The following is an 18,535-nucleotide window of genomic DNA, read 5'->3' on the forward strand; positions in this document are numbered from 1 at the left end:
GGAAAAAATGTATAAAAAGAATCAACATATCCACTTCGTCGGGATCGGCGGGATCGGAATGAGCGGGATCGCCGAGCTGCTGCTCAACCTGGGCTACCGGGTCAGCGGTTCCGATCTGCGGGAAAGTCCGATCACCCGACGGCTGGCCGCCCTGGGCGGGATCATCGGCATCGGCCATCACGGCAGCCAGATGGCCGGGGCCGATGTGGTGGTGATCTCCTCGGCGGTCAAGAATGACAATCCCGAGGTGGTGGCCGCCCGGGAGGCGGGGATTCCGGTGATTCCCCGGGCCGAAATGCTGGCCGAGCTGATGCGGCTCAAGATCAACGGCATCGCCGTGGCCGGCAGCCACGGTAAAACCTCCACCACCTCCATGGCCGGGACCATGCTGGCGGAGGTGGGGTTGGATCCCACCGTGGTGATCGGCGGCCAGGTCAACAGTTTCGGCTCCAACGCCAAACTGGGGGCCGGCGATTTTCTGGTGGCCGAGGCCGACGAGTCCGACGGCTCCTTCCTCAAGCTTTCGCCGGTGCTGGAGATCGTCACCAATATCGACCTGGAACACGTTGATCATTACCCCAACCTGGAGGCGGTCAAGGCGGCCTTTCTGGAATTTATCAACCGGATCCCCTTTTATGGGGCGGCCATCCTCTGTCTGGATGATGATAATGTGGCCTCCCTGCTGCCCCAGATTTACAAGCGGACCATCACCTATGGCCTGACCACCCAGGCCGATGTCCAGGGCCGGGAGATCACCCCCCGGGGTTTTGGCTCCGATTTCGAGGTCTGGAGCAAGGGAGAGCTGCTGGGGCGGGTCAAGCTGGCGGTTCCGGGCCGGCACAACGTTTATAATGCCCTGGCGGTGATCGCTCTCGGGCTGGAACTGGCCATCCCCTTCGCGGCCATCGTCAAGGCCCTGGCCAACTACAGCGGGGTCCAGCGGCGGCTGGAGATCAAGGGGGAGGTTGACGGCATCACGGTGATTGACGATTATGGCCATCACCCCACCGAAATTCGCGCCACCCTGGCCGCTCTGCGCTCCGCCTGGCCCCGGCGGCGGCTGGTGACGTTGTTCCAGCCCCATCGTTACAGCCGTACCGCCGGGCTATTCTCCGACTTTTGCACCGCCTTTCACGATGCCGATCTGGTGGTGCTGGCCGATATCTACCCGGCCGGCGAGGAGCCCATCGCCGAGGTGGCCGGTGACGCCCTGGCCCGGGCCCTGCGCAGCCACGGCCAGAAGTCGGTGGAGTATGTGGCTGATCTGGCGGATTTGCCGGCGGCGGTGATCCCCATGCTCCGGGATGATGATCTGGTGTTGACCCTGGGGGCGGGGAATATCTGGCGGGCCGGCGAGGCCATTCTGGCCGCCCTGCAAGAGAAGGGGCGGGAGACGCCGGGGGCCCCATGAGCGACGGGCGCTGCGGCAAGGCCGGCGCGGAGTGCCAGGATTTCGCGGAGCGTTGCCCGCTGTTCTCTGCAAATTGGCCCGGCGAGTTGCGTCGGAAAGAGCCCCTGGCCCCCCTGACCACCCTGCGGGTGGGGGGGCCGGCTGCGGTGCTGGCTCGGCCCGGCAGTATTGCCGAACTGGAAACCCTGCTGGCGCTGCTGGAAAAATATGGCTGCCCCCGGCGGGTCCTGGGCCGGGGGAGCAACCTGCTGGTAGCCGATCGCGGTTATGGCGGGGTGGTGATTCTGCTGGACCGGCGTTTGGGCCGGATCAGTCGGCTGGAAGGGGATGGGGCCAAATGGTTGCTCCGGGTGGAGGCCGGTTGCAGCCTGGCGGCCCTGCTGGGTTGGGCCCAGGAACGGGGCTTGGGCGGCCTGGAGTTCCTGGTGGGAATTCCCGGGAGCGTCGGCGGCGCCGCGGTGATGAACGCCGGGGCCTGGGGTGAGGCGCTGGGAGCGCGGGTGCAAGCCCTGGAGCTGGTTGGTCCCGGGGGGCGGCGCACGGTGGCCGCCGCTGAGCTGCGGTTCAGCTATCGCCGGTTGGAGGGGGTGGACCCGGGGGAGGTGATCGCCGCGGTGATCCTGGCCCTGGCCCCGCGACCGATTGCCGAAATTCGGGCCCGGATGCGCCAATTGTTGCAAAAGCGGCGGGCAAGCCAGCCCCGGGGGGTGTTAAGTGCCGGTTCTTTTTTTAAAAACCCCCCCGGTGATTACGCCGGCCGCCTGATCGAAGCGGCCGGCTTGAAGGGGTTAAGGGTGGGAGGCGCGATGGTGGCCCGGGAGCATGCCAACTTTCTGATCAACGACGGCGGGGCCACCGCGGCCGATCTGGTGGCCCTGATGGAGCAGGTACGGGAGCGAGTGGCGGCCCATGGCGGGGTGCGCCTGGAACCGGAGGTTCATTTGCTGGGGTTTGCATGAAAAGACCGGTTAAACAGAAATATGGCGGGCAAAGTCCTTGGGTTCCCAGACTGGCGGGCAAGCTGGCCCTGGTGGGCTTGATCCTGGCCCTGATGCTGGCGGGGGTGGGGTTGACCGGGCTGTTGGTCTGGAAACAGATGGGTCAGTGGAGCTTTTTTCAGCTCACCGCCATCGGGATCGATGGTTGCGCCCGCACCACCAAAAAAGAGATTCTGGGCCTGAGCGGGGTTGATGTTCACAGCAACCTGCTGGCCCTGTCGGCTGGTAAGATCAGGGCCCGGGTGGAGAGCCATGACTGGGTGGAGTCGGCCCTGGTGCGGCGGGACTGGCCCAACCGTTTGCAGATTGTGGTTCGGGAGCGGCGGCCGGTGGCCCTGCTCAGTCTGCCCGGCGGGCTCCACTACCTGGATCGCCAAGGGGTTCCCTTCGCCCTGGCCCAGCCCCCGGAGGATCTGGACTTCCCGGTGATCACCGGTTTGTCGGCTTTGCCGGGGGAGCAGGGCTGGCAGGGCGAGCAGCGCTTGGGGTTGAGCCGGTCCCTGAATCTGATCCGTTTGGCCGGTCGTGGCGGGGTGATTTTGCCGGCCCAGGGGATTTCGGAGATCAATTTGGGGGGGGATGGTAAGATGACCCTTTTTCTGGTCAGCCGTCCCTTCCCGATCCACCTGGGGGATGGCCGGGAGATCGGCCGTGATTATAACCGGCTGGTCCAGGTTTTGAGCCGGCTCTACCGGGAGCGGATATTTGTGGAAACCGCCGCCATCCACATGGACTATCAGCCCAATCAGGTTTTGGTGGTAAGAGCCGGCGGTTGAGAGAGTGGCGGCGGGATTTTAGAGAGGCACAGGCAATGGGTAAGGAAGAGCGAGGAGAACTGCTGGTCGGACTGGATATCGGCACCACCAAGATCTGCGCGGTGGTGGCTGAGGTGCTGGATGGCCGGGTGAAGATAATCGGAGTTGGGCACGCCCCTTCGGTGGGCTTGCGGCGCGGAGTGGTGGTCAATATTGAGAGCACCGTGCAGTCGATCCGGCAGGCGGTTGAAGAGGCCGAAGAGATGGCCGGCTGCGAGATCGGGGCGGTGTACGTGGGGATTGCCGGCAGCCATATCAAGGGCTTCAACTCCCATGGCCTGATTCCGATCCGTTCCGGCGAAATCCACCAGGATGACATCGACCGGGTGGTGGACGCGGCCCGGGCGGTGCCGGTGCCCCCCGATCAGGAGATTATTCATGTTCTGCCCCAGGAGTTCATTGTGGACGGGCAGCCCGATATCCAGGACCCCATCGGCATGAACGGGGTCCGGCTGGAGGCCGATGTCCATATCGTCACCGGCTCGGTGAGCGCGGTCCACAATATCGTCAAGTGCTGTAATCGGGCCGGGCTCAACGTGGCCGACGTGGTGCTGGAACCGCTGGCTTCGGCCGGAGCGGTACTGACCCGCGAGGAGATGGATCTGGGGGTTGGCTTGCTGGATATCGGCGGCGGCACCTCCGATCTGGCGGTTTTTGCCGGCGGGACCATCAAGCACACCTTTGTCCTGGGGCTGGGGGGGCACAACCTGACCAACGATCTTTCCATCGGCCTGCGCACCCCCCTTAAGGAGGCGGAGCGGTTGAAAGAGGAGTATGGCAGTGCCCTGGCCGCCATGATCGACAAGGATCAGATCATCGAGGTGCCCAGTGTGGGGGGCCGCAAATCCCGCAAGCTTTCCCGGCGGGTGATGGGTGAGATCCTGGAGCCCCGGGTGGAGGAGATGCTGACCCTGATCAATCAGGAGCTGACCGACTCCCGTTACAAAGAGCTGGTCAATGCCGGGATCGTTCTGACCGGCGGTACCGCCATGCTGGAGCATATGGAGGAGTTGGCCGAGCAGATTTTCGATCTGCCGGTGCGGGTGGGGTATCCGGAAAATGTCAGCGGGCCCGTCGAGGTGACCGCGTCCCCCAAATGGGCCACCGGGGTGGGTCTGGTGATTTACGGGATGCGGCACGATCCGGCCACCGGCTTCCGGGCCCGTTCCGGCAAGATGCTTACCCGGCTGGGCAGCCGGATGAAGGATTGGTTTAAAAGCGTAATATGATCACTGCTAAGAGAGCGGATAAAATTGTCCACCAGGGGCGTGGTAATAGTTAACCAAGGGAGCTAGGGTATGTCTTTCAAACTGGCGGAATCGGAATCGCGGGCGAGGATCAAGGTGTTCGGCGTGGGCGGCGGCGGCGGCAACGCAGTGAATACCATGGTGGAGAGCGGCTTGGTCGGGGTGGAGTTCATCGCCGGCAACACCGACATGCAGGCCCTGGAGCAGTCCAAGGCCGACATTCGGATGCAGCTCGGGCCCAACCTGGCCAAGGGCCTGGGGGCGGGAGCCAAACCCAGTGTCGGCCAGGAGGCCGCCGAGGAGTCGCTGGAGGAGATCCGCAACGTACTTAAGGACAGCGACATGGTTTTCGTCACCGCCGGTCTGGGTGGCGGCACTGGTACCGGGGGAGCGCCGGTGGTGGCCCGGGTGGCCAAGGAGCTGGGGGCGCTGACCGTGGGAGTGGTCACCAAACCCTTTGCCTTCGAAGGGCGCAGTCGGATGAAGAATGCCGACGCCGGCTGGCAGGAGCTGAAGGCCCACGTCGATACCATCATCACCATCCCCAATGATCGCCTGATCTCCCTGGCCCAGAAGGGAACCCGATTCATCGACGGCATGAAGATGGCCGATGATGTTCTGGTCCAGGCGGTTAAGGGGATCACCGACCTGATCAACCTCCCCGGTTATATCAACCCCGACTTCGCCGATGTGCGCACGGTGATGAACGAAATGGGCCCGGCTCTGATGGGGGCTGGGCACGGGGTGGGGGAGAACCGGGCGGTGGAGGCGGTCACCATGGCCATCGCCAGCCCCCTGCTGCAGGATATCAGCATCGACGGCGCCAAGGGGGTGCTGGTCAATATTTCCGCCCGCCAGGACACCCTGACCATGGCCGAGGTTACCCAGGCCACCACCAAGATTTATGAGGAGGTGCACGAGGACGCCAACATCATTCTGGGGGTGATCTTCGATGATAATCTGGGCGATGAGCTGCGGGTTACGGTGATTGCCACCGGGATCCGGGCCATCGAGGATTTCGAGGAGGTGAACGACAATGTCCGCCCCCTGGTGCCCCGGCGCGAGGCCAAGGCCCAGCAGCTGCCCCTGACCGCCCGGTGCGGTTCGGGCCATGCCGCCACGGGCCAGGGTGGTCGCAAGGGGTTTCCGGCCACCATCTTCGAGGAGGATTTTGAACGCCCGACATTCCTGCGCAAAAACGAGAGTTAACGGTAAACGACCATGGCCAGCCGCCAAAGGGTGGGGCGCCGGTCCGCCCTCCCCGCCGCCGGAAGCGGTCGCCGGGGGCGAGGAAACCAAAAGACCCCCGGGGGCTTGCTGGCCGGGGAGCGGGGCACCTGGCGCAAAAAATGGACCGATCGGCTGCCGGTGGCCCTGATCTTCCCCAACACCTACGCTGTTGCCGCCTCCAACCTGGGCTGGCAGCTGGTTTATGATCTGCTCAACGAGCATCCCGCAGTGGTGGCTGAACGTTTTGTCCTGGCCGCCGCCGGTGATCGCCCCCTCTCCCTGGAGTCGGGCCGCCCCTTGACCGACTTCGCCCTGGTCTGCTACTCCCTCTCCTTTGAGGGCGACAGCCTGGCCCTGCTGGAACTCCTGGCCGCCGGCGGCCTTACCCTGGAGGCCGCCGCCCGCGATGATGACCACCCCCTGGTGATCGGCGGCGGGGTTGGCGTCTGGCTCAATCCCGAACCCCTGGCCCCCGCCACCGACCTTTTTATCCTGGGGGAGGCGGAGGTCGCTCTGCCGCCGGTGCTGCAATTTTTGGTGGAGCAGTGGCCGCGCCTGGGGCGCCGACTGCTCCCCCGGTTGGCCGCCGCCTTTTCCGCCTGCTATGTCCCCGGCCTTTACCACCCGAGTTACGACGAGCAGGGCCGCCTGCTGGCGATGACTGTGGAGGGAGACGCTCCGACCCGCGTGGTTCCGGCGTTGTTGCGGGAGCCGGAGGTGGCCGGTTATTCCCGCCTGCTCAGTCCCCAGGCGGAGTTCAGCGATCTTTTTCTGGTGGAACTGGGCCGGGGCTGCAGCCGGGCTTGCCGTTTCTGCGCCGCCGGCTTTATCTACCGGCCGCCAAGGCTCTGGTCACCGGCGGCAATCCGGGCCGCCCTGGCTCACTGTCCTCCGGAAATCCAGCGGGTCGGGCTGTTGGGCATGGAGATGGCCGCCCCGGAAACCCTGGCGGCCATCAGCGGGTTGATCGCCGAGCGGGGCAAGAGTCTCTCCTTCTCATCCCTGCGGGCCGACGCCCTGACCCCGGCCCTGCTGGAATTGCTGGCCGCCAGCCGGATCAAAACCGCGGTGCTGGCCCCCGACGGGGCCTCCCAGCGCTTGCGGCGGATAATCAACAAGGGATTGTCCGAGGAGGCGGTGCTGCGGGCCGGTGAGGAGCTGGCCGCCATCGGGGTCACCACCTTGAAACTATACTGCATGCTGGGACTGCCGGGGGAGGAGGATGGGGACCTGCTGGAGCTGGTTGGGATGATCCGCCGGCTTAAGGGGAGATTGCTGGCCCTGGGGCGGAGCCGGGGGCGGCTCACCGAAATTCAACTGAGTGTCAGTAGTTTCGTGCCCAAACCATGGACCCCTTTTCAGTACCATCCCTTCGCCGGAGTGGCCGAATTAAGCCGCCGCCTTAAGCTGCTGCAAGGAGAGTTGGCCGGGGAGGCCAATGTCAGGATCAGTGCCGAGGCCCCCGACAAGGCCTATTTCCAGGCGGTTGTGGCCCGGGGCGATCGCCGCCTGGGCCTGGCCCTGATCGCCATGGCCGCCGGCGAGAAGAGGGGTAACTGGCGGCGGCAACTGAGCGAGCTGGGGATCGATCCCGCCTGGTATGCCAGCCGCCCGCGCGCCGAGGGGGAAATCTTCCCCTGGGAGATTGTCGACCCCGGCCTGACGGCGCGTTTTCTGGCCGCCGAGTATAAGCGGGCCCTGGCCGGCAAGAGCGGCCAGGGCTGCCGGGTGGGCGCCTGTAAGGCTTGTGGGGTCTGTGATGGTTAGGTGGGTGGGGCAGGCTGTCGACGGCGGGGAATTGGGGGCCCGCAAGCCTTTCCAGCTGGTGAAATTTTTCTCTTTCACCAGTCTGGCGGTCTTTCTGGTCTTCACCCTGGCCCTCTCCTGGCTGATCTCCAACCACGCCAAGCGGGTGCTGCTCGAGCGCAGCGAGGCCTATGCCCTGGTGGTAACCGAAAACCTGAGTCATCAGGTTTTTCAGCAATTTGTGGTGCCCACCGTTCTGCAGTACGGCAAAATCGCCCTGCGGACCCCCGAGCAGTACCAACTGCTGGATGCGGTGGTGCGCAGCGCCACCCATGGGATGCGGATCCAGTCGGTGACCATTTTCGATTCCCGGGAAAATATCATCTCCTACAGCACCATTACCGAGCAGATCGGGCGCCGAGATGTGGGGGGGGAGGAGTACCGCCGGGCCCTGGCCGGAGAGAATGTCTCCCGGCTGCTGACCGAAGGGGCCATGTGGGGGGTGCTGCCCTGGGTGGCTCCGGGTTCTTCGACCCTGCAAACCTATATCCCCTTCATCCAATATACCCCCTTGGACGACAAACCCGATATCGTCATGGGGGTGATCGCGGTGAACCAGGATCTCTCCGAGGAGATGGAGGAGATCGCCCGCTTTCAGCTCTGGGTGGGGCTGATCTCCATGCTGATCATGTCGGCCCTTTTCGTGGTCCTGCGGGTCATTGTGGCCCGGGCCGAGGAGATCATGGAGAAGCGGGCCGAGGAGCGGCGCCGGCTGGAGGAGCAGCTGCACCAGAACGAGAAACTGGCCGCCCTGGGTAAGATGGTGGCTTCGGTCTCCCATGAGATCAAAAACCCCCTGGGAATTATCCGCAGCACCGCCGCCATTCTGGGTAAAAGGCTGCAAAGCCTGGCCCCGGGCAACGAGCATCTGGCTGAAATAATCGTCCAGGAGACCTCGCGGCTGGATGGGATCGTGCGGGAGTTTCTCGATTTTGCCCGGCCGCAAACACCCAAGCTCTCCCGGGAGCCTTTAAACGAAGTGGTGGGCCAGGCCGCGGCCTTTGTCACCCCGGAACTGGAGAAGAGCGGGGTTGAGCTGCGGTTGGAGTTGGATCCGGCCCTGCCAGCCTTTATCTTCGATCGGGAACAGATCTATCGGGCGCTGCTCAATATTCTGCTCAACGCGGTTCAGGCCATGCCCGAGGGGGGGAAGCTGGGGGTACGCAGTCGGCGGGGAACCAAGGAGGATGGCGAGAAGGTGGTAATTCTGGAGATAACCGACACCGGGGTAGGAATCCCCGCCGATCGGCGAGGGCGCATCTTCACCCCCTTTTACACCGACAAGCATCGGGGCACCGGCCTGGGTTTAGCCATCGTCAAAAACATCATCGCCGGCCACCGGGGGGAGATAGAGGTGGCCAGCGAGTCCGGCCGGGGAACAACCTTCAGGATAATTCTGCCGCTGCTGGCCACCTGAGCAGGGGGGGCTTAACGGCCCTTTTTTTTGCTCTCCCCAACCTGCTTTTTCAGCTCCTCATGGTCCTTGAGCAGCTCCTTGTAGGTCTCTTCGGCCCGTTGTTCCGCTTGGTCCCGATCCTGTTTCATCTGCTCGATCTTCTGCTTAAGCCGCTCCTCCTTAACTTTGAGCCCGGAGTCGGGAATGCCGAAAATGGTGGCGGCTAGAAAGCGAAAAGAGAACAGCATTAATTCAACGTCATCCTCGCGCAGCTTGGCCAGGGCCTGCTCGTCGAATTCATAGGTATTCTGGAACGAGGGGCTTAAGACCATCTCCCGGAATTTGTCCAGGTCGGTGCTGGCCATGAAGAAGATCCGCTTGGCCGGCTCGCTTAAGGTGGCCTGCCGCCCGAAGGACTTGCGCCGCATCACCAGTTCCATCCACTCCTTGTTCATGAGGTCCGATTCATCGATCCCCTGATCGATTCGCCACTCCCGGATGGTTTGGGTCATCTCCTCCTGATGCCCCTTGCAGTGATCCTCCTTGACCAGGAAATAAAACTCCTCGGAGATGGAGGCTTCGTTTTTGTCGGCGGGCGCCTCGCGAAAGTAGGACATCCCCACCGGATAGTAACGGCAGGTGGTGGGGCGGTAGGGGTAGATGGTGCAGCCCTCCGCGGTTACGAAGGGGCAGCGGCCATCTTCATCAAGCAGGATCTTGACCCCGGGGAGATCGGTCTGCTCCAGGTAGACCGGGGTGGTGAAGCGGAGCAGGAACTCCTGGGCCGGCAGGTTGAGGGCCCGGCGAATGCGCAGGATATCGTAAGGGGTCAGCACTATGTTGATGTTGCCGCAGCAGGCGGTGAAGCACGAGACTCCAGGATGGCAGCGGAAACGCAGCTTGCTCTCCAGGGTCAGCTTGTGGGGCATGATATTGCTGGGGTTTTTGGCGAAAAGGCTGGGGCTGTTGCTTTCTGTTGCTTGCTGGGTCATATTGGAGATCCTCTGCTGGTCTCGGGGCCGGTCCCGGCTGTTACAGTATCATTATTGGTGAGCCGGGAAAAATACTCAGCCGGGTGGTATGTGTCAACCGTTAAAGCGTCCCCTGAAACGTCGCCCGAACGGGGAGTTTTTTTCTTGACATTTGCCAGGTGAAAAATTATAGATCCCTGAGTCAGAAAATATGAGCGCCCCTTCATTTTTTTGAAAAACTCGTTTTTTCCTTAGCTGCGAATGGGTCGCCTTGGTTTATTCCCCCTGTGGGGTGAATCGGGCTGATTTCTTAAAATCAGGTGTTAAACAGTAACAAGCTGTCTGGATAAGGTACCGTGGATTCGGTTTCCGCCGGGAACCTGAATCGACAAAATTCAAACTCAATTTTTGAGGAGGTTTGTGAATGCCGAGCTATGTAGATCCTTCAAAGTGTGATGGTTGCAAGGGCGGTGACAAAACTGCCTGCATGTACATCTGTCCCAACGACCTGATGGTCTTGAACAAGGACGAGATGAAGGCTTACAATCAGGAGCCCGACGCGTGCTGGGAGTGCTACTCTTGCGTAAAGATCTGTCCGCAGGGCGCCATCTTCGTCCGCGGCTACAACGACTTCGTCCCCATGGGCGGTCAGGTGCATCCGATGCGGAGCTCCGACTCGATCATGTGGACCGTAAAGTTCCGTAACGGCAACATGAAGCGCTTCAAGTTCCCGATCCGGACCACCGCCGAGGGCGCGGCCAATGCTTACACCGACGGCAAGGGCGAAAACCTGGATGACGAGAGGCTCTTGCTGGAAAAAGAGCTGCTCCAGCCGACCATGTTGGCCAAGTAAGTTTTTGGCGACGACTGAATTAATCATTAAAGAACCATATACTTAAGGAGAACTTAATTATGGCGTTACCGAATAAGCCTCTTGGCGAACTGCCCGCCGTGGCCAACCCCGAAGTTGTTGAGCATGACGTCGACGTTCTGATCATCGGCGGTGGTATGGCCGCTTGCGGCACCGCCTTTGAAATCAAGAAGTGGGCCCCGGCCGACCTCAAGATCAAGCTGGTTGACAAGGCCTCCATGGAGCGTTCCGGCGCCGTGGCACAGGGTCTCTCCGCCATCAACACCTACATCGGTGAGAACAAGATCGAAAACTACGTCAAGATGGTCCGCAACGACCTGATGGGCGTGGTTCGGGAAGACCTGATCTATGACCTGGGCCGTCACGTTGACGAGTCGGTCAAGCTCTTCGAAGAGTGGGGCCTGCCCATCTGGAAGAAGGACGACAAGGGTGAGAACCTGGACGGCGCCAAGCCCGCCCCCTCCCTGCGTGAAGGCGGCACCCCGGTGCGGACCGGTAAGTGGCAGATCATGATCAACGGTGAGTCCTACAAGTGCATCGTCGCCGAGCCGGCCAAGACCGCTCTCGGTGAAGAGAACATCATGGAGCGCGTTTTCATCGTTAAGCTGATCCTGGACAAGAACAAGGAAAACCAGATCGCCGGCGCGGTCGGTTTCTCCACCCGGGAAAACAAGGTTCACGTTTTCCGCTGCAAGACCGCGCTCTGCGCCTGTGGTGGTGCGGTAAACATCTTCCGTCCCCGGTCCACCGGTGAAGGTAAGGGTCGCGCCTGGTATCCCGTATGGAATGCCGGCTCCACCTACACCATGTGCGCCCAGGTCGGCGCCACCCTGACCATGATGGAAAACCGCTTCACGCCTGCCCGTTTCAAGGACGGTTATGGCCCGGTAGGCGCCTGGTTCCTCCTCTTCAAGGCCAAAGTACAGAACGGTCTGGGTGAGTTCTACGCCAACACCGATTCGGTCAAGGACGAACTCTCCAAGTTCATGCCCTACGGCGCGTCCCCCGTGACCCCCACCTGCCTGCGTAACCACCTGATGCTCAACGAGCTCAAAGCCGGTCGCGGCCCGATCTACATGGCCACCGACGTGGCGCTGAACGCCTTCCTGGAAGAGCGTCGCGCCGCCGGCATGGACGAGAAGAGCGTCATGAAGTTCTGGAAGCACCTTGAGAGTGAGGCATGGGAAGACTTCCTCGATATGTCCGTTGGTCAGGCCGGTCTCTGGGCCGGTATGAACATCGAGCCCGAGAAGGTCGGTAGCGAGATCATGCCCACCGAACCCTACATGCTGGGCAGCCACTCCGGTTGCTGCGGCATCTGGACCTCCGGCCCCAACGAGGACTGGGTCCCCACCGTTGATGGTCCCCGTAGCCACCAGTACAAGTGGGGCTACAACCGGATGACCACCGTTGACGGTCTCTTCACCGCCGGTGACGGCGTTGGCGCTTCCGGTCACAAGTTCTCCTCCGGCTCCCACGCCGAAGGTCGGATCGTGGCCAAGCAGATGGTTAAGTACTGCCGCGATAATGCTGACTTCAAGCCCGAGCTGCCCAAGAGCGCCCAGGAGTATGCCGATGAGGTTTACGCTCCGGTTAAGCGCTACCTCGAGCATGTTGGCAAGACCACCGCTGCCGACGTCAACCCCAACTACTGCAAGCCCGCCGGTCTGATGATGCGCCTGATGAAGGCCACCGACGAGTACGGCGGTGGTGTGGCCACCTATTACATGACCTCCGGCAAACTGCTCAACATCTGCCTGGATCTCCTGCGGATGCTGCGCGAAGATGCCGAGCTGATGGCTGCCGGCGACCTGCATGAGTTGATGCGGGCCTGGGAAAACTACCATCGGATCTGGTGTGTAGAGACCCATATCCGTCACATCGAGTTCCGGAAGGAATCCCGCTACCCGGGCTTCTACTATCGCTCCGACTACCCGACCGTTGACGAAGAAAACTGGAAGGCCTTCGTTAACTCCACCTTCGACCCCAAGACCCAGGAGTGGAAGTGTGAGAAGGTTAACTGCATCAACATCGTCGAGACCGAGCCCTGGGTTTAATTGCCAGGAGCAAGGTTTAGCCGGTGACGGTTAAGCGGTGAACTGAGATCTCCAGGCGTCGATTTCGACGCCTGGAGATTTTTTCTATGGAAGGGGATGATTATTCTTGTTTGCTTTGCGTATTTGGAGTATTTCCCCGTTTTGCGTCAAGATTACAGGTTTCATTTGATTGAAGCGGTGGCTCGCGACCTTTGAACCCCGGCTTGAGTCAAACGTGACAAGGCATAAGCCCACCGTGGACCCCCGTGGGGCATGGTGATGAACTTTAGCTGGTGTGTCCTATTTTACCTTAATGAAATGGAGGAAGAGGCATGACAGATGAACGCAGCGCACCCGCAGGTGCTGTATTGGTCGTAGGTGGCGGCATAAGCGGGCTTACGGCCGCTCTCGAGGCAGCCGAGGTCGGCCAGGACGTCTTTCTGGTGGAGAAGAACCCCTACCTGGGTGGGCGCGTTGCCCAGCTCAACCAGTATTTTCCCAAGCTTTGCCCGCCTTCCTGCGGCTTGGAGATCAACTATCAGCGGCTGAAAAACAACCGCAAAATCCGGGTCCACACCATGACCGAGGTCAAGAGTGTCAGTGGCGGTCCCGGCAGCTATCAGGTAACCCTGCTCAGCCGTCCCCGCTACATCAACAGCAACTGCACCTGCTGCGGAGCCTGCTCCGACGCCTGTCAGGATGAGATTGACAACCCCTTCAACTTCGGGATGGACAAGGTCAAGGCGGTACGCAAGGTCCACGATCATGCCTTTCCGGCCCGCTACGTTCTGGACAAGGCCGCCTGCAGCCAGGCCAGCCTGGATGGCATCCTCGCCGCCTGCAAATATGACGCGGTTGAGCTGGAGATGCAGGAAAGGGAAATGACCGTTGAGGTTGCCAGCATTGTTTGGGCCACCGGCTGGAATCCCTATGATCCCACCAAGATGGAAAATCTCAAGTTCGGCTCCAGCCCGGCGATCATTACCAACATGATGATGGAGCGTCTGGCCTCCAGCAGCGGTCCCACCGGCGGCAAAATTCTGCGCCCCGGCGACAACGCCGAGCCGGCCAGCTTCGCCTTTGTTCAGTGCGCCGGTTCCCGTGACGAAAACCATCTGGAATACTGCTCCTATATCTGCTGCATGGCTTCCCTGAAGCAGATCAACTATATCCGCGCCCAGTATCCGGAAGCCCCGATCACCGTCTTCTATATTGATCTGCGCACCCCCGGCAAATATGAGAAGTTCCGGGAAAAACTGAAGGCCGATGAAAAAATAACCTGGATCAAGGGCAAGGTTGCCGACATCATCGCCGAAAGCGATGGCTCGGTTACCCTGGTGGCGGAAAATGCCGTGAGCGGTGACAAGGTCAAGGTCAAGGCCGATCTGGCCATTCTGGCCACCGGCATGCAACCGGCTCTCGACCAGGCCAAGGCGCTTGGAGTGGACACGGATGTCAACGGCTTCGTCCTATCTAAGGAGGAAGGGATGATTTCCGCGGGTTGCGCCAAGAAGGCGTCCGACGTCGTGACCTGCGCCCAGAGCGCCACGGCGGCGGCAATGAAAGCGATTCAAGCGTCGAGGAGGTAAAAAAATATGGATAAGAAGTACGGAGTATATATTTGTACCGGTTGCGGTATCGGCGAGGCCCTGGATATCGACGGGCTGAGCGCCATCGCCCAGGAAAACGGGATGACCGCCAAAACCCACGAAGCGGTTTGTGGCGAGGCCGGCCGTCAGATGATCAAGGACGACATGGCCAACGAGGGGGTTAATGTCCCCGTCATCTGCGCCTGTTCTCCCCGGGTCTGGAAAGAGGAGTTCAACTTCGGATCGGAGACCATCACCGTCCGGGCCAACCTGCGGGAAGGCGTGGTCTGGTCGGCGGAAAAGCCCAGTGATGATCGCAGCCAGGAGGTGATTGACGAGTTCACCAACGAACTGGCCCAGGACTATATGCGGATTGCCTGCACCCAGGCCAAGAAGATCGACCTGCCGGTGCCCTACAAGCAGGAAACCACCAATCGCCGGATTCTGGTGATGGGTGGCGGTATCGCGGGGCTTACCGCGGCCCGCGAGGCGGCCAAGGCCGGCCACGAGGTCCTGCTGGTGGAAAAAGCCGACAAGCTGGGGGGCAAGGCGCTGGGCTGGCGTAAGCAGCTGCCCACCAAGGCTCCCTGGAACGCCCTGGAGGAATCCTCCATCCAGGAGTTGGTCAGCGCCGTGCAAACCGACTCCCGGATCACCGTCAAAACCAGCACCGAAGTGGCCCGGGTCGCCGGCGCCCCCGGTGCCTACCAGATTACCCTCAAGGAAGCCGGAACCCGCAGTGAGTGGGACGCTCCCAGCCGGGTCACCGTCGATATGCAGGATAAGATCGACAAGGGGGAGATGGAAGACCCCAATGCCGGTTACAAAAAGTATACCGAGGCCAACCCCGCCGCCGAGATCGTCGGTGCCGTGGTTTTGGCCACCGGTTGGGTACCGGCCGATGTATCCGAGTTCGAGCATCTGGGCCATGGCAAGCTGAAAAACGTGGTTACCAATGCCGAGTTTGAAAAGCTGGCCAAAGAGGGCAAGGTCCCGGCCAACGTCGCCTTTATTCAGAGCCCCGGCGGCGAGGAGCATGACAAGGACTTCCCCTATGCCAACTCGGTGACCAGCATGGTGGCCCTTAAGCAGGCCGGCTATGTCCGGGAGGATAATCCCGATGGCAAGGCCTACGTGCTCTATCAGCACATGCGGACTCCGGGCAACATGGAGCTGTTCTACAAGGGTGCCCAGAACAATGACGGCATCTTCCTGACCAAAGCCACCGTCACCGGGGTCGAGGAGTCCGGTAGCGGCCTGGTGGTCAAGACCAAGGATACCCTGCTCCAGGAAGATCTGGACCTTGAAGTGGATATGGTGGTTCTGGGCGCCGGGATGAAACCCACCACCGCCCTGGCCCCCACCATCAACCTCTCCTATCGCCAGGGACCTGCTTTCCTCGACTTGGAGCTGTTCGACGGTTACGCCGACTCCAACTTCATCTGCTTCCCCTATGAGACCCGGAGGACCGGGGTCTATGCCTGCGGCGGGGTGCGCAAGGCCACCGATATGGTGGAAACCATCGATGATGCTTGCGGCGCGGCCCTGAAGGCGATTCAGTGCATCGAGAGCGCCGATCGCGGGGTGGCGGTTCATCCCCGCTCCGGCGACGGTTCCTATCCCGAGTTCTATTTCCAGCGCTGTACCCAGTGCAAGCGTTGCACCGAGGAGTGCCCCTTCGGCGCCCTGGACGACGATGCCAAGGGTACCCCGCTGCCCAACCCCACCCGCTGCCGCCGTTGCGGTACCTGCATGGGTGCTTGCCCCGAGCGGATCATCGGCTTCAAGAACTACAGCATCGACATGATCGGCTCCATGGTCAAGTCGGTGGACGTTCCCGATGATGACGAGGACAAAATGCGGATTGTCGCCTTCGTTTGTGAAAACGACGCCTATCCCGCTTTGGACATGGCCGCCATGCGCCGGATCAGCCTCAACAACCTGGTGCGGGTGATTCCCGTCCGCTGCCTGGGCTCGGTGAACATGGTCTGGATCAAGGACGCCCTCTCCTCGGGGATGGATGGAGCCCTGCTCCTGGGCTGCAAGTTTGGCGACGACTACCAGTGCCATTTTGTCAAGGGCAGTGAAATTGCCGACAAACGGATGGCCAACATTGGTGAAACCCTGGGTTCGCTGGGCTTGGAGCCGGAGCGTTGCGGGGTGCGCCAGGTGGCGATTACCGATTATGACACGGTTTCCGAGGTGATCAATGAGTTCATCGAGGAGATCAAGGAACTGGGTCCGAACCCCTTCAAGGGTTTCTAAAGCTAACGGGAGGGAGACTGCAAATGTCTGAAGGAATGAAGGTTCAACCCGATCTTGAGTTTATCAAGTATCTGAAGAGTGCCGGCGGCGACACCCTGAAGAAGTGCTATCAGTGCGCCACCTGCTCGGTGGTCTGCCCGCTTTCCGCCGATGGCAAGCCCTTCCCGCGCAAAGAGATGATCTGGGCGCAGTGGGGGTTGAAGGACAAGCTGGTGGCGGATCCCGACGTGATGCTTTGTCATCAGTGTGGCGATTGCACCGCCTACTGTCCCCGGGGCGCCAAGCCGGGTGACGTGCTGGGGGCGATCCGGGCTTACGCCTATACCCATTACGGGTTCCCCCAGGGATTGGCCAAGCTCTGCAGCGATGGCAAGAATCTGCCCATCATGATTCTGATCCCCACCCTGATCATCGGGCTGGTCTGGTGGCTTTCCGGGGGGATGAAGCTGCCGGAAGGGGAGATCAATTTCGGCTACTTCTTTGGCAAGAACTATTACTTCGGCTTGCCCCAGAACGTGCTCCTGATCGACCTGATCTTCGTGCCGGCCTTTGTTTTCGCCCTCTACGCCTTTTATCGAGGGGTGTCGAACATGTGGCAGGGGATGGCGGCCCAGATTCCGGCCACCAGCAATTTCCGGCCTTCGGTGATCCAGTTTGTCAGCCAGTTTCTGCTGCCATCGATCAAGGAGATCCTGGCCCACAAGCGCTTCAACGAGTGTGGGACCAATAAGAGTCGGGTCAATGGCCATCTGCCCCTGCTCTTTGCCTTCATCGCCCTGTTTGCCGTGACCATCTACGCCATGATCCGCAAGGACGTGATCGGTTTGTTCGTCGAGGGGCTGCATGTCCCCCTGGCCATGAGCGACCCCTTCAAGATCCTGGCCAACGTGGCCGGCATCGCCCTGATCGTCGGGGTGGCCATCCTCTGGGTAAACCGTTCCCGGATGGAGCAGGAGAGCAAGGCTGCCCCCACCTTTTACGACTGGTATCTGATCGGGGTGATCATGGCCGTTGGTGTCACCGGCATGGCCGCCCAGTTCTTCCGGTTGGGTGACGTGGCCTCCATGGCTTATCTCTTCTACTTCCTCCACCTGGTGTCGGTGTTCATGCTGTTCTTCTACACCCCCTACACCAAGCTGGCCCACATGGTGTATCGCACCTTCGCCATGGCCTTCGAACGCTACCGTGAAAGCGGTTTTGCCGGTAAGCTCGAAAAATAAAGTCGATTGCTGATTAGCGCCCGCCGAGAGTCCGTGGACTCCCGGCGGGTGTTTTTTTTGTTGGACAATTCGCCGGGCCGACCGGCAAAAAATGGTTGCTGTTTGGCGGCCGAGCGTGTAGAGTGTCGCGTCTTGCAAAGCTGGCGTAGCTCAACTGGCAGAGCAGCTGATTTGTAATCAGCAGGTTGCGGGTTCAAGTCCCATCGCCAGCTCCAGAGCCTAAGCCGGCCAGCCGGATTTTATTGTTTGCGATAGTACCTGGAGGGGTTCCCGAGCGGTCAAAGGGAACAGACTGTAAATCTGTCGGCAACGCCTTCGGAGGTTCGAATCCTCCCCCCTCCACCATTTGCTTATATGCCCGGAATGGGACCAAGGCGGGAATAGCTCAATTGGTAGAGCATCAGCCTTCCAAGCTGAGGGTTGCGGGTTCGAGACCCGTTTCCCGCTCCAGCCGAAACAGTACCGGCCTGATGGGTGCCGTTCCGCATTTTTGTTTGATGTGCCCACGTAGCTCAGTCGGCAGAGCACTTCCTTGGTAAGGAAGAGGTCACCGGTTCGAATCCGGTCGTGGGCTCCAGCAGTTTTGGGCTTTGGTCGATTGCTGGCCGTGATAACCGTTGACAGTGGTCAACCTGTCAATCGTAGTCAAGGTGTTGGCGCTGCCGCCGACTGTTGACGGA

General features: G+C 61.1%; 13 protein-coding genes and 4 tRNA genes. 16 read left to right on the top strand and 1 reads right to left on the bottom strand.

The window, feature by feature from the left end; genetic code table 11:
* Positions 1–7 precede the first annotated feature (7 nt).
* The 7 genes from murC (at position 8) to ACHHRT_RS13080 (ending at position 8,924) form a co-directional block, all read left to right on the top strand.
* A complete protein-coding gene (murC, locus tag ACHHRT_RS13050) occupies positions 8–1,411 on the top strand; it encodes a UDP-N-acetylmuramate--L-alanine ligase (protein ID WP_395500226.1) in 1,404 nt (467 codons plus the stop codon).
* On the top strand, positions 1,408–2,370 hold the full coding sequence (murB, locus tag ACHHRT_RS13055) for a UDP-N-acetylmuramate dehydrogenase (RefSeq protein ID WP_395500214.1): 963 nt from the start codon (positions 1,408–1,410) through the stop codon (positions 2,368–2,370). Before murC ends, murB begins: the two co-directional genes overlap by 4 nt.
* Positions 2,367–3,185 carry a cell division protein FtsQ/DivIB gene (locus tag ACHHRT_RS13060; protein ID WP_395500215.1) on the top strand — a complete coding sequence of 273 codons (819 nt, stop codon included), beginning with the start codon at positions 2,367–2,369 and terminating at the stop codon, positions 3,183–3,185. Before murB ends, ACHHRT_RS13060 begins: the two co-directional genes overlap by 4 nt.
* A 35-nt stretch (positions 3,186–3,220) precedes the next feature.
* Complete coding sequence (gene ftsA / locus ACHHRT_RS13065; RefSeq protein WP_395500216.1) at positions 3,221–4,453, top strand: cell division protein FtsA; 1,233 nt, start codon at positions 3,221–3,223, stop codon at positions 4,451–4,453.
* Positions 4,454–4,522: 69 nt separating this feature from the next.
* On the top strand, positions 4,523–5,680 hold the full coding sequence (ftsZ, locus tag ACHHRT_RS13070) for a cell division protein FtsZ (protein ID WP_395500217.1): 1,158 nt from the start codon (positions 4,523–4,525) through the stop codon (positions 5,678–5,680).
* 12 nt (positions 5,681–5,692) lie between these two features.
* The gene (locus tag ACHHRT_RS13075) at positions 5,693–7,468 is read left to right on the top strand and encodes a radical SAM protein (RefSeq protein WP_395500218.1); all 1,776 of its coding nucleotides are present in this window, start codon (positions 5,693–5,695) and stop codon (positions 7,466–7,468) included.
* Between the two features lie 4 nt (positions 7,469–7,472).
* On the top strand, positions 7,473–8,924 hold the full coding sequence (locus ACHHRT_RS13080; RefSeq protein WP_395500219.1) for a two-component system sensor histidine kinase NtrB: 1,452 nt from the start codon (positions 7,473–7,475) through the stop codon (positions 8,922–8,924).
* A gap of 11 nt (positions 8,925–8,935) precedes the next feature.
* On the opposite strand, the gene ACHHRT_RS13085 is transcribed toward ACHHRT_RS13080, so the two are convergent.
* Positions 8,936–9,895: a YkgJ family cysteine cluster protein gene (locus ACHHRT_RS13085; protein ID WP_395500220.1), complete on the bottom strand. Its 960-nt coding sequence runs from the start codon at positions 9,893–9,895 to the stop codon at positions 8,936–8,938.
* A gap of 403 nt (positions 9,896–10,298) precedes the next feature.
* On the opposite strand from ACHHRT_RS13085, the gene aprB reads away from it, so the two are divergent.
* The 9 genes from aprB (at position 10,299) to ACHHRT_RS13130 (ending at position 18,432) form a co-directional block, all read left to right on the top strand.
* Complete coding sequence (gene aprB / locus ACHHRT_RS13090; protein ID WP_395500221.1) at positions 10,299–10,727, top strand: adenylyl-sulfate reductase subunit beta; 429 nt, start codon at positions 10,299–10,301, stop codon at positions 10,725–10,727.
* Between the two features lie 59 nt (positions 10,728–10,786).
* Positions 10,787–12,802 (top strand): adenylyl-sulfate reductase subunit alpha, encoded by a 2,016-nt coding sequence (aprA, locus tag ACHHRT_RS13095; protein WP_395500222.1) that lies wholly within the window; start codon positions 10,787–10,789, stop codon positions 12,800–12,802.
* 311 nt (positions 12,803–13,113) lie between these two features.
* Positions 13,114–14,370, top strand: a complete 1,257-nt coding sequence (locus ACHHRT_RS13100; RefSeq protein ID WP_395500223.1) for a CoB--CoM heterodisulfide reductase iron-sulfur subunit A family protein — start codon at positions 13,114–13,116, stop codon at positions 14,368–14,370.
* Positions 14,371–14,376: 6 nt separating this feature from the next.
* Positions 14,377–16,635, top strand: coding sequence for an FAD-dependent oxidoreductase (locus ACHHRT_RS13105; protein ID WP_395500224.1), 2,259 nt, complete (start codon positions 14,377–14,379; stop codon positions 16,633–16,635).
* Between the two features lie 23 nt (positions 16,636–16,658).
* Entirely contained in the window at positions 16,659–17,855 is a 1,197-nt protein-coding gene (qmoC, locus tag ACHHRT_RS13110; RefSeq protein ID WP_395500225.1) for a quinone-interacting membrane-bound oxidoreductase complex subunit QmoC, read from the top strand.
* A 139-nt stretch (positions 17,856–17,994) separates the two neighbouring features.
* A tRNA-Thr gene (locus ACHHRT_RS13115) sits at positions 17,995–18,070 on the top strand.
* Positions 18,071–18,115: 45 nt separating this feature from the next.
* Positions 18,116–18,200 (top strand) — tRNA-Tyr (locus ACHHRT_RS13120).
* Positions 18,201–18,229: 29 nt separating this feature from the next.
* Positions 18,230–18,305, top strand: a tRNA-Gly gene (locus ACHHRT_RS13125).
* A gap of 51 nt (positions 18,306–18,356) precedes the next feature.
* Positions 18,357–18,432 (top strand) — tRNA-Thr (locus tag ACHHRT_RS13130).
* Positions 18,433–18,535 lie beyond the last annotated feature (103 nt).

The organism is Desulfurivibrio modestus, from assembly GCF_044068625.1.
In the GTDB taxonomy this organism is placed as follows: domain Bacteria; phylum Desulfobacterota; class Desulfobulbia; order Desulfobulbales; family Desulfurivibrionaceae; genus Desulfurivibrio.

Excerpts from the sequence above, each read along its gene's own strand:
- ACHHRT_RS13060 (WP_395500215.1), top strand. The coding sequence starts at position 2,367 with ATGAAAAGACCGGTTAAACAGAAATATGGCGGGCAAAGTCCTTGGGTT.
- qmoC (WP_395500225.1), top strand. The coding sequence starts at position 16,659 with ATGTCTGAAGGAATGAAGGTTCAACCCGATCTTGAGTTTATCAAGTAT.
- ACHHRT_RS13075 (WP_395500218.1), top strand. The coding sequence starts at position 5,693 with ATGGCCAGCCGCCAAAGGGTGGGGCGCCGGTCCGCCCTCCCCGCCGCC.
- ACHHRT_RS13100 (WP_395500223.1), top strand. The coding sequence starts at position 13,114 with ATGACAGATGAACGCAGCGCACCCGCAGGTGCTGTATTGGTCGTAGGT.
- ftsA (WP_395500216.1), top strand. The coding sequence starts at position 3,221 with ATGGGTAAGGAAGAGCGAGGAGAACTGCTGGTCGGACTGGATATCGGC.
- aprB (WP_395500221.1), top strand. The coding sequence starts at position 10,299 with ATGCCGAGCTATGTAGATCCTTCAAAGTGTGATGGTTGCAAGGGCGGT.
- murC (WP_395500226.1), top strand. The coding sequence starts at position 8 with ATGTATAAAAAGAATCAACATATCCACTTCGTCGGGATCGGCGGGATC.
- aprA (WP_395500222.1), top strand. The coding sequence starts at position 10,787 with ATGGCGTTACCGAATAAGCCTCTTGGCGAACTGCCCGCCGTGGCCAAC.
- ACHHRT_RS13085 (WP_395500220.1), bottom strand. The coding sequence starts at position 9,895 with ATGACCCAGCAAGCAACAGAAAGCAACAGCCCCAGCCTTTTCGCCAAA.
- ftsZ (WP_395500217.1), top strand. The coding sequence starts at position 4,523 with ATGTCTTTCAAACTGGCGGAATCGGAATCGCGGGCGAGGATCAAGGTG.
- ACHHRT_RS13105 (WP_395500224.1), top strand. The coding sequence starts at position 14,377 with ATGGATAAGAAGTACGGAGTATATATTTGTACCGGTTGCGGTATCGGC.
- murB (WP_395500214.1), top strand. The coding sequence starts at position 1,408 with ATGAGCGACGGGCGCTGCGGCAAGGCCGGCGCGGAGTGCCAGGATTTC.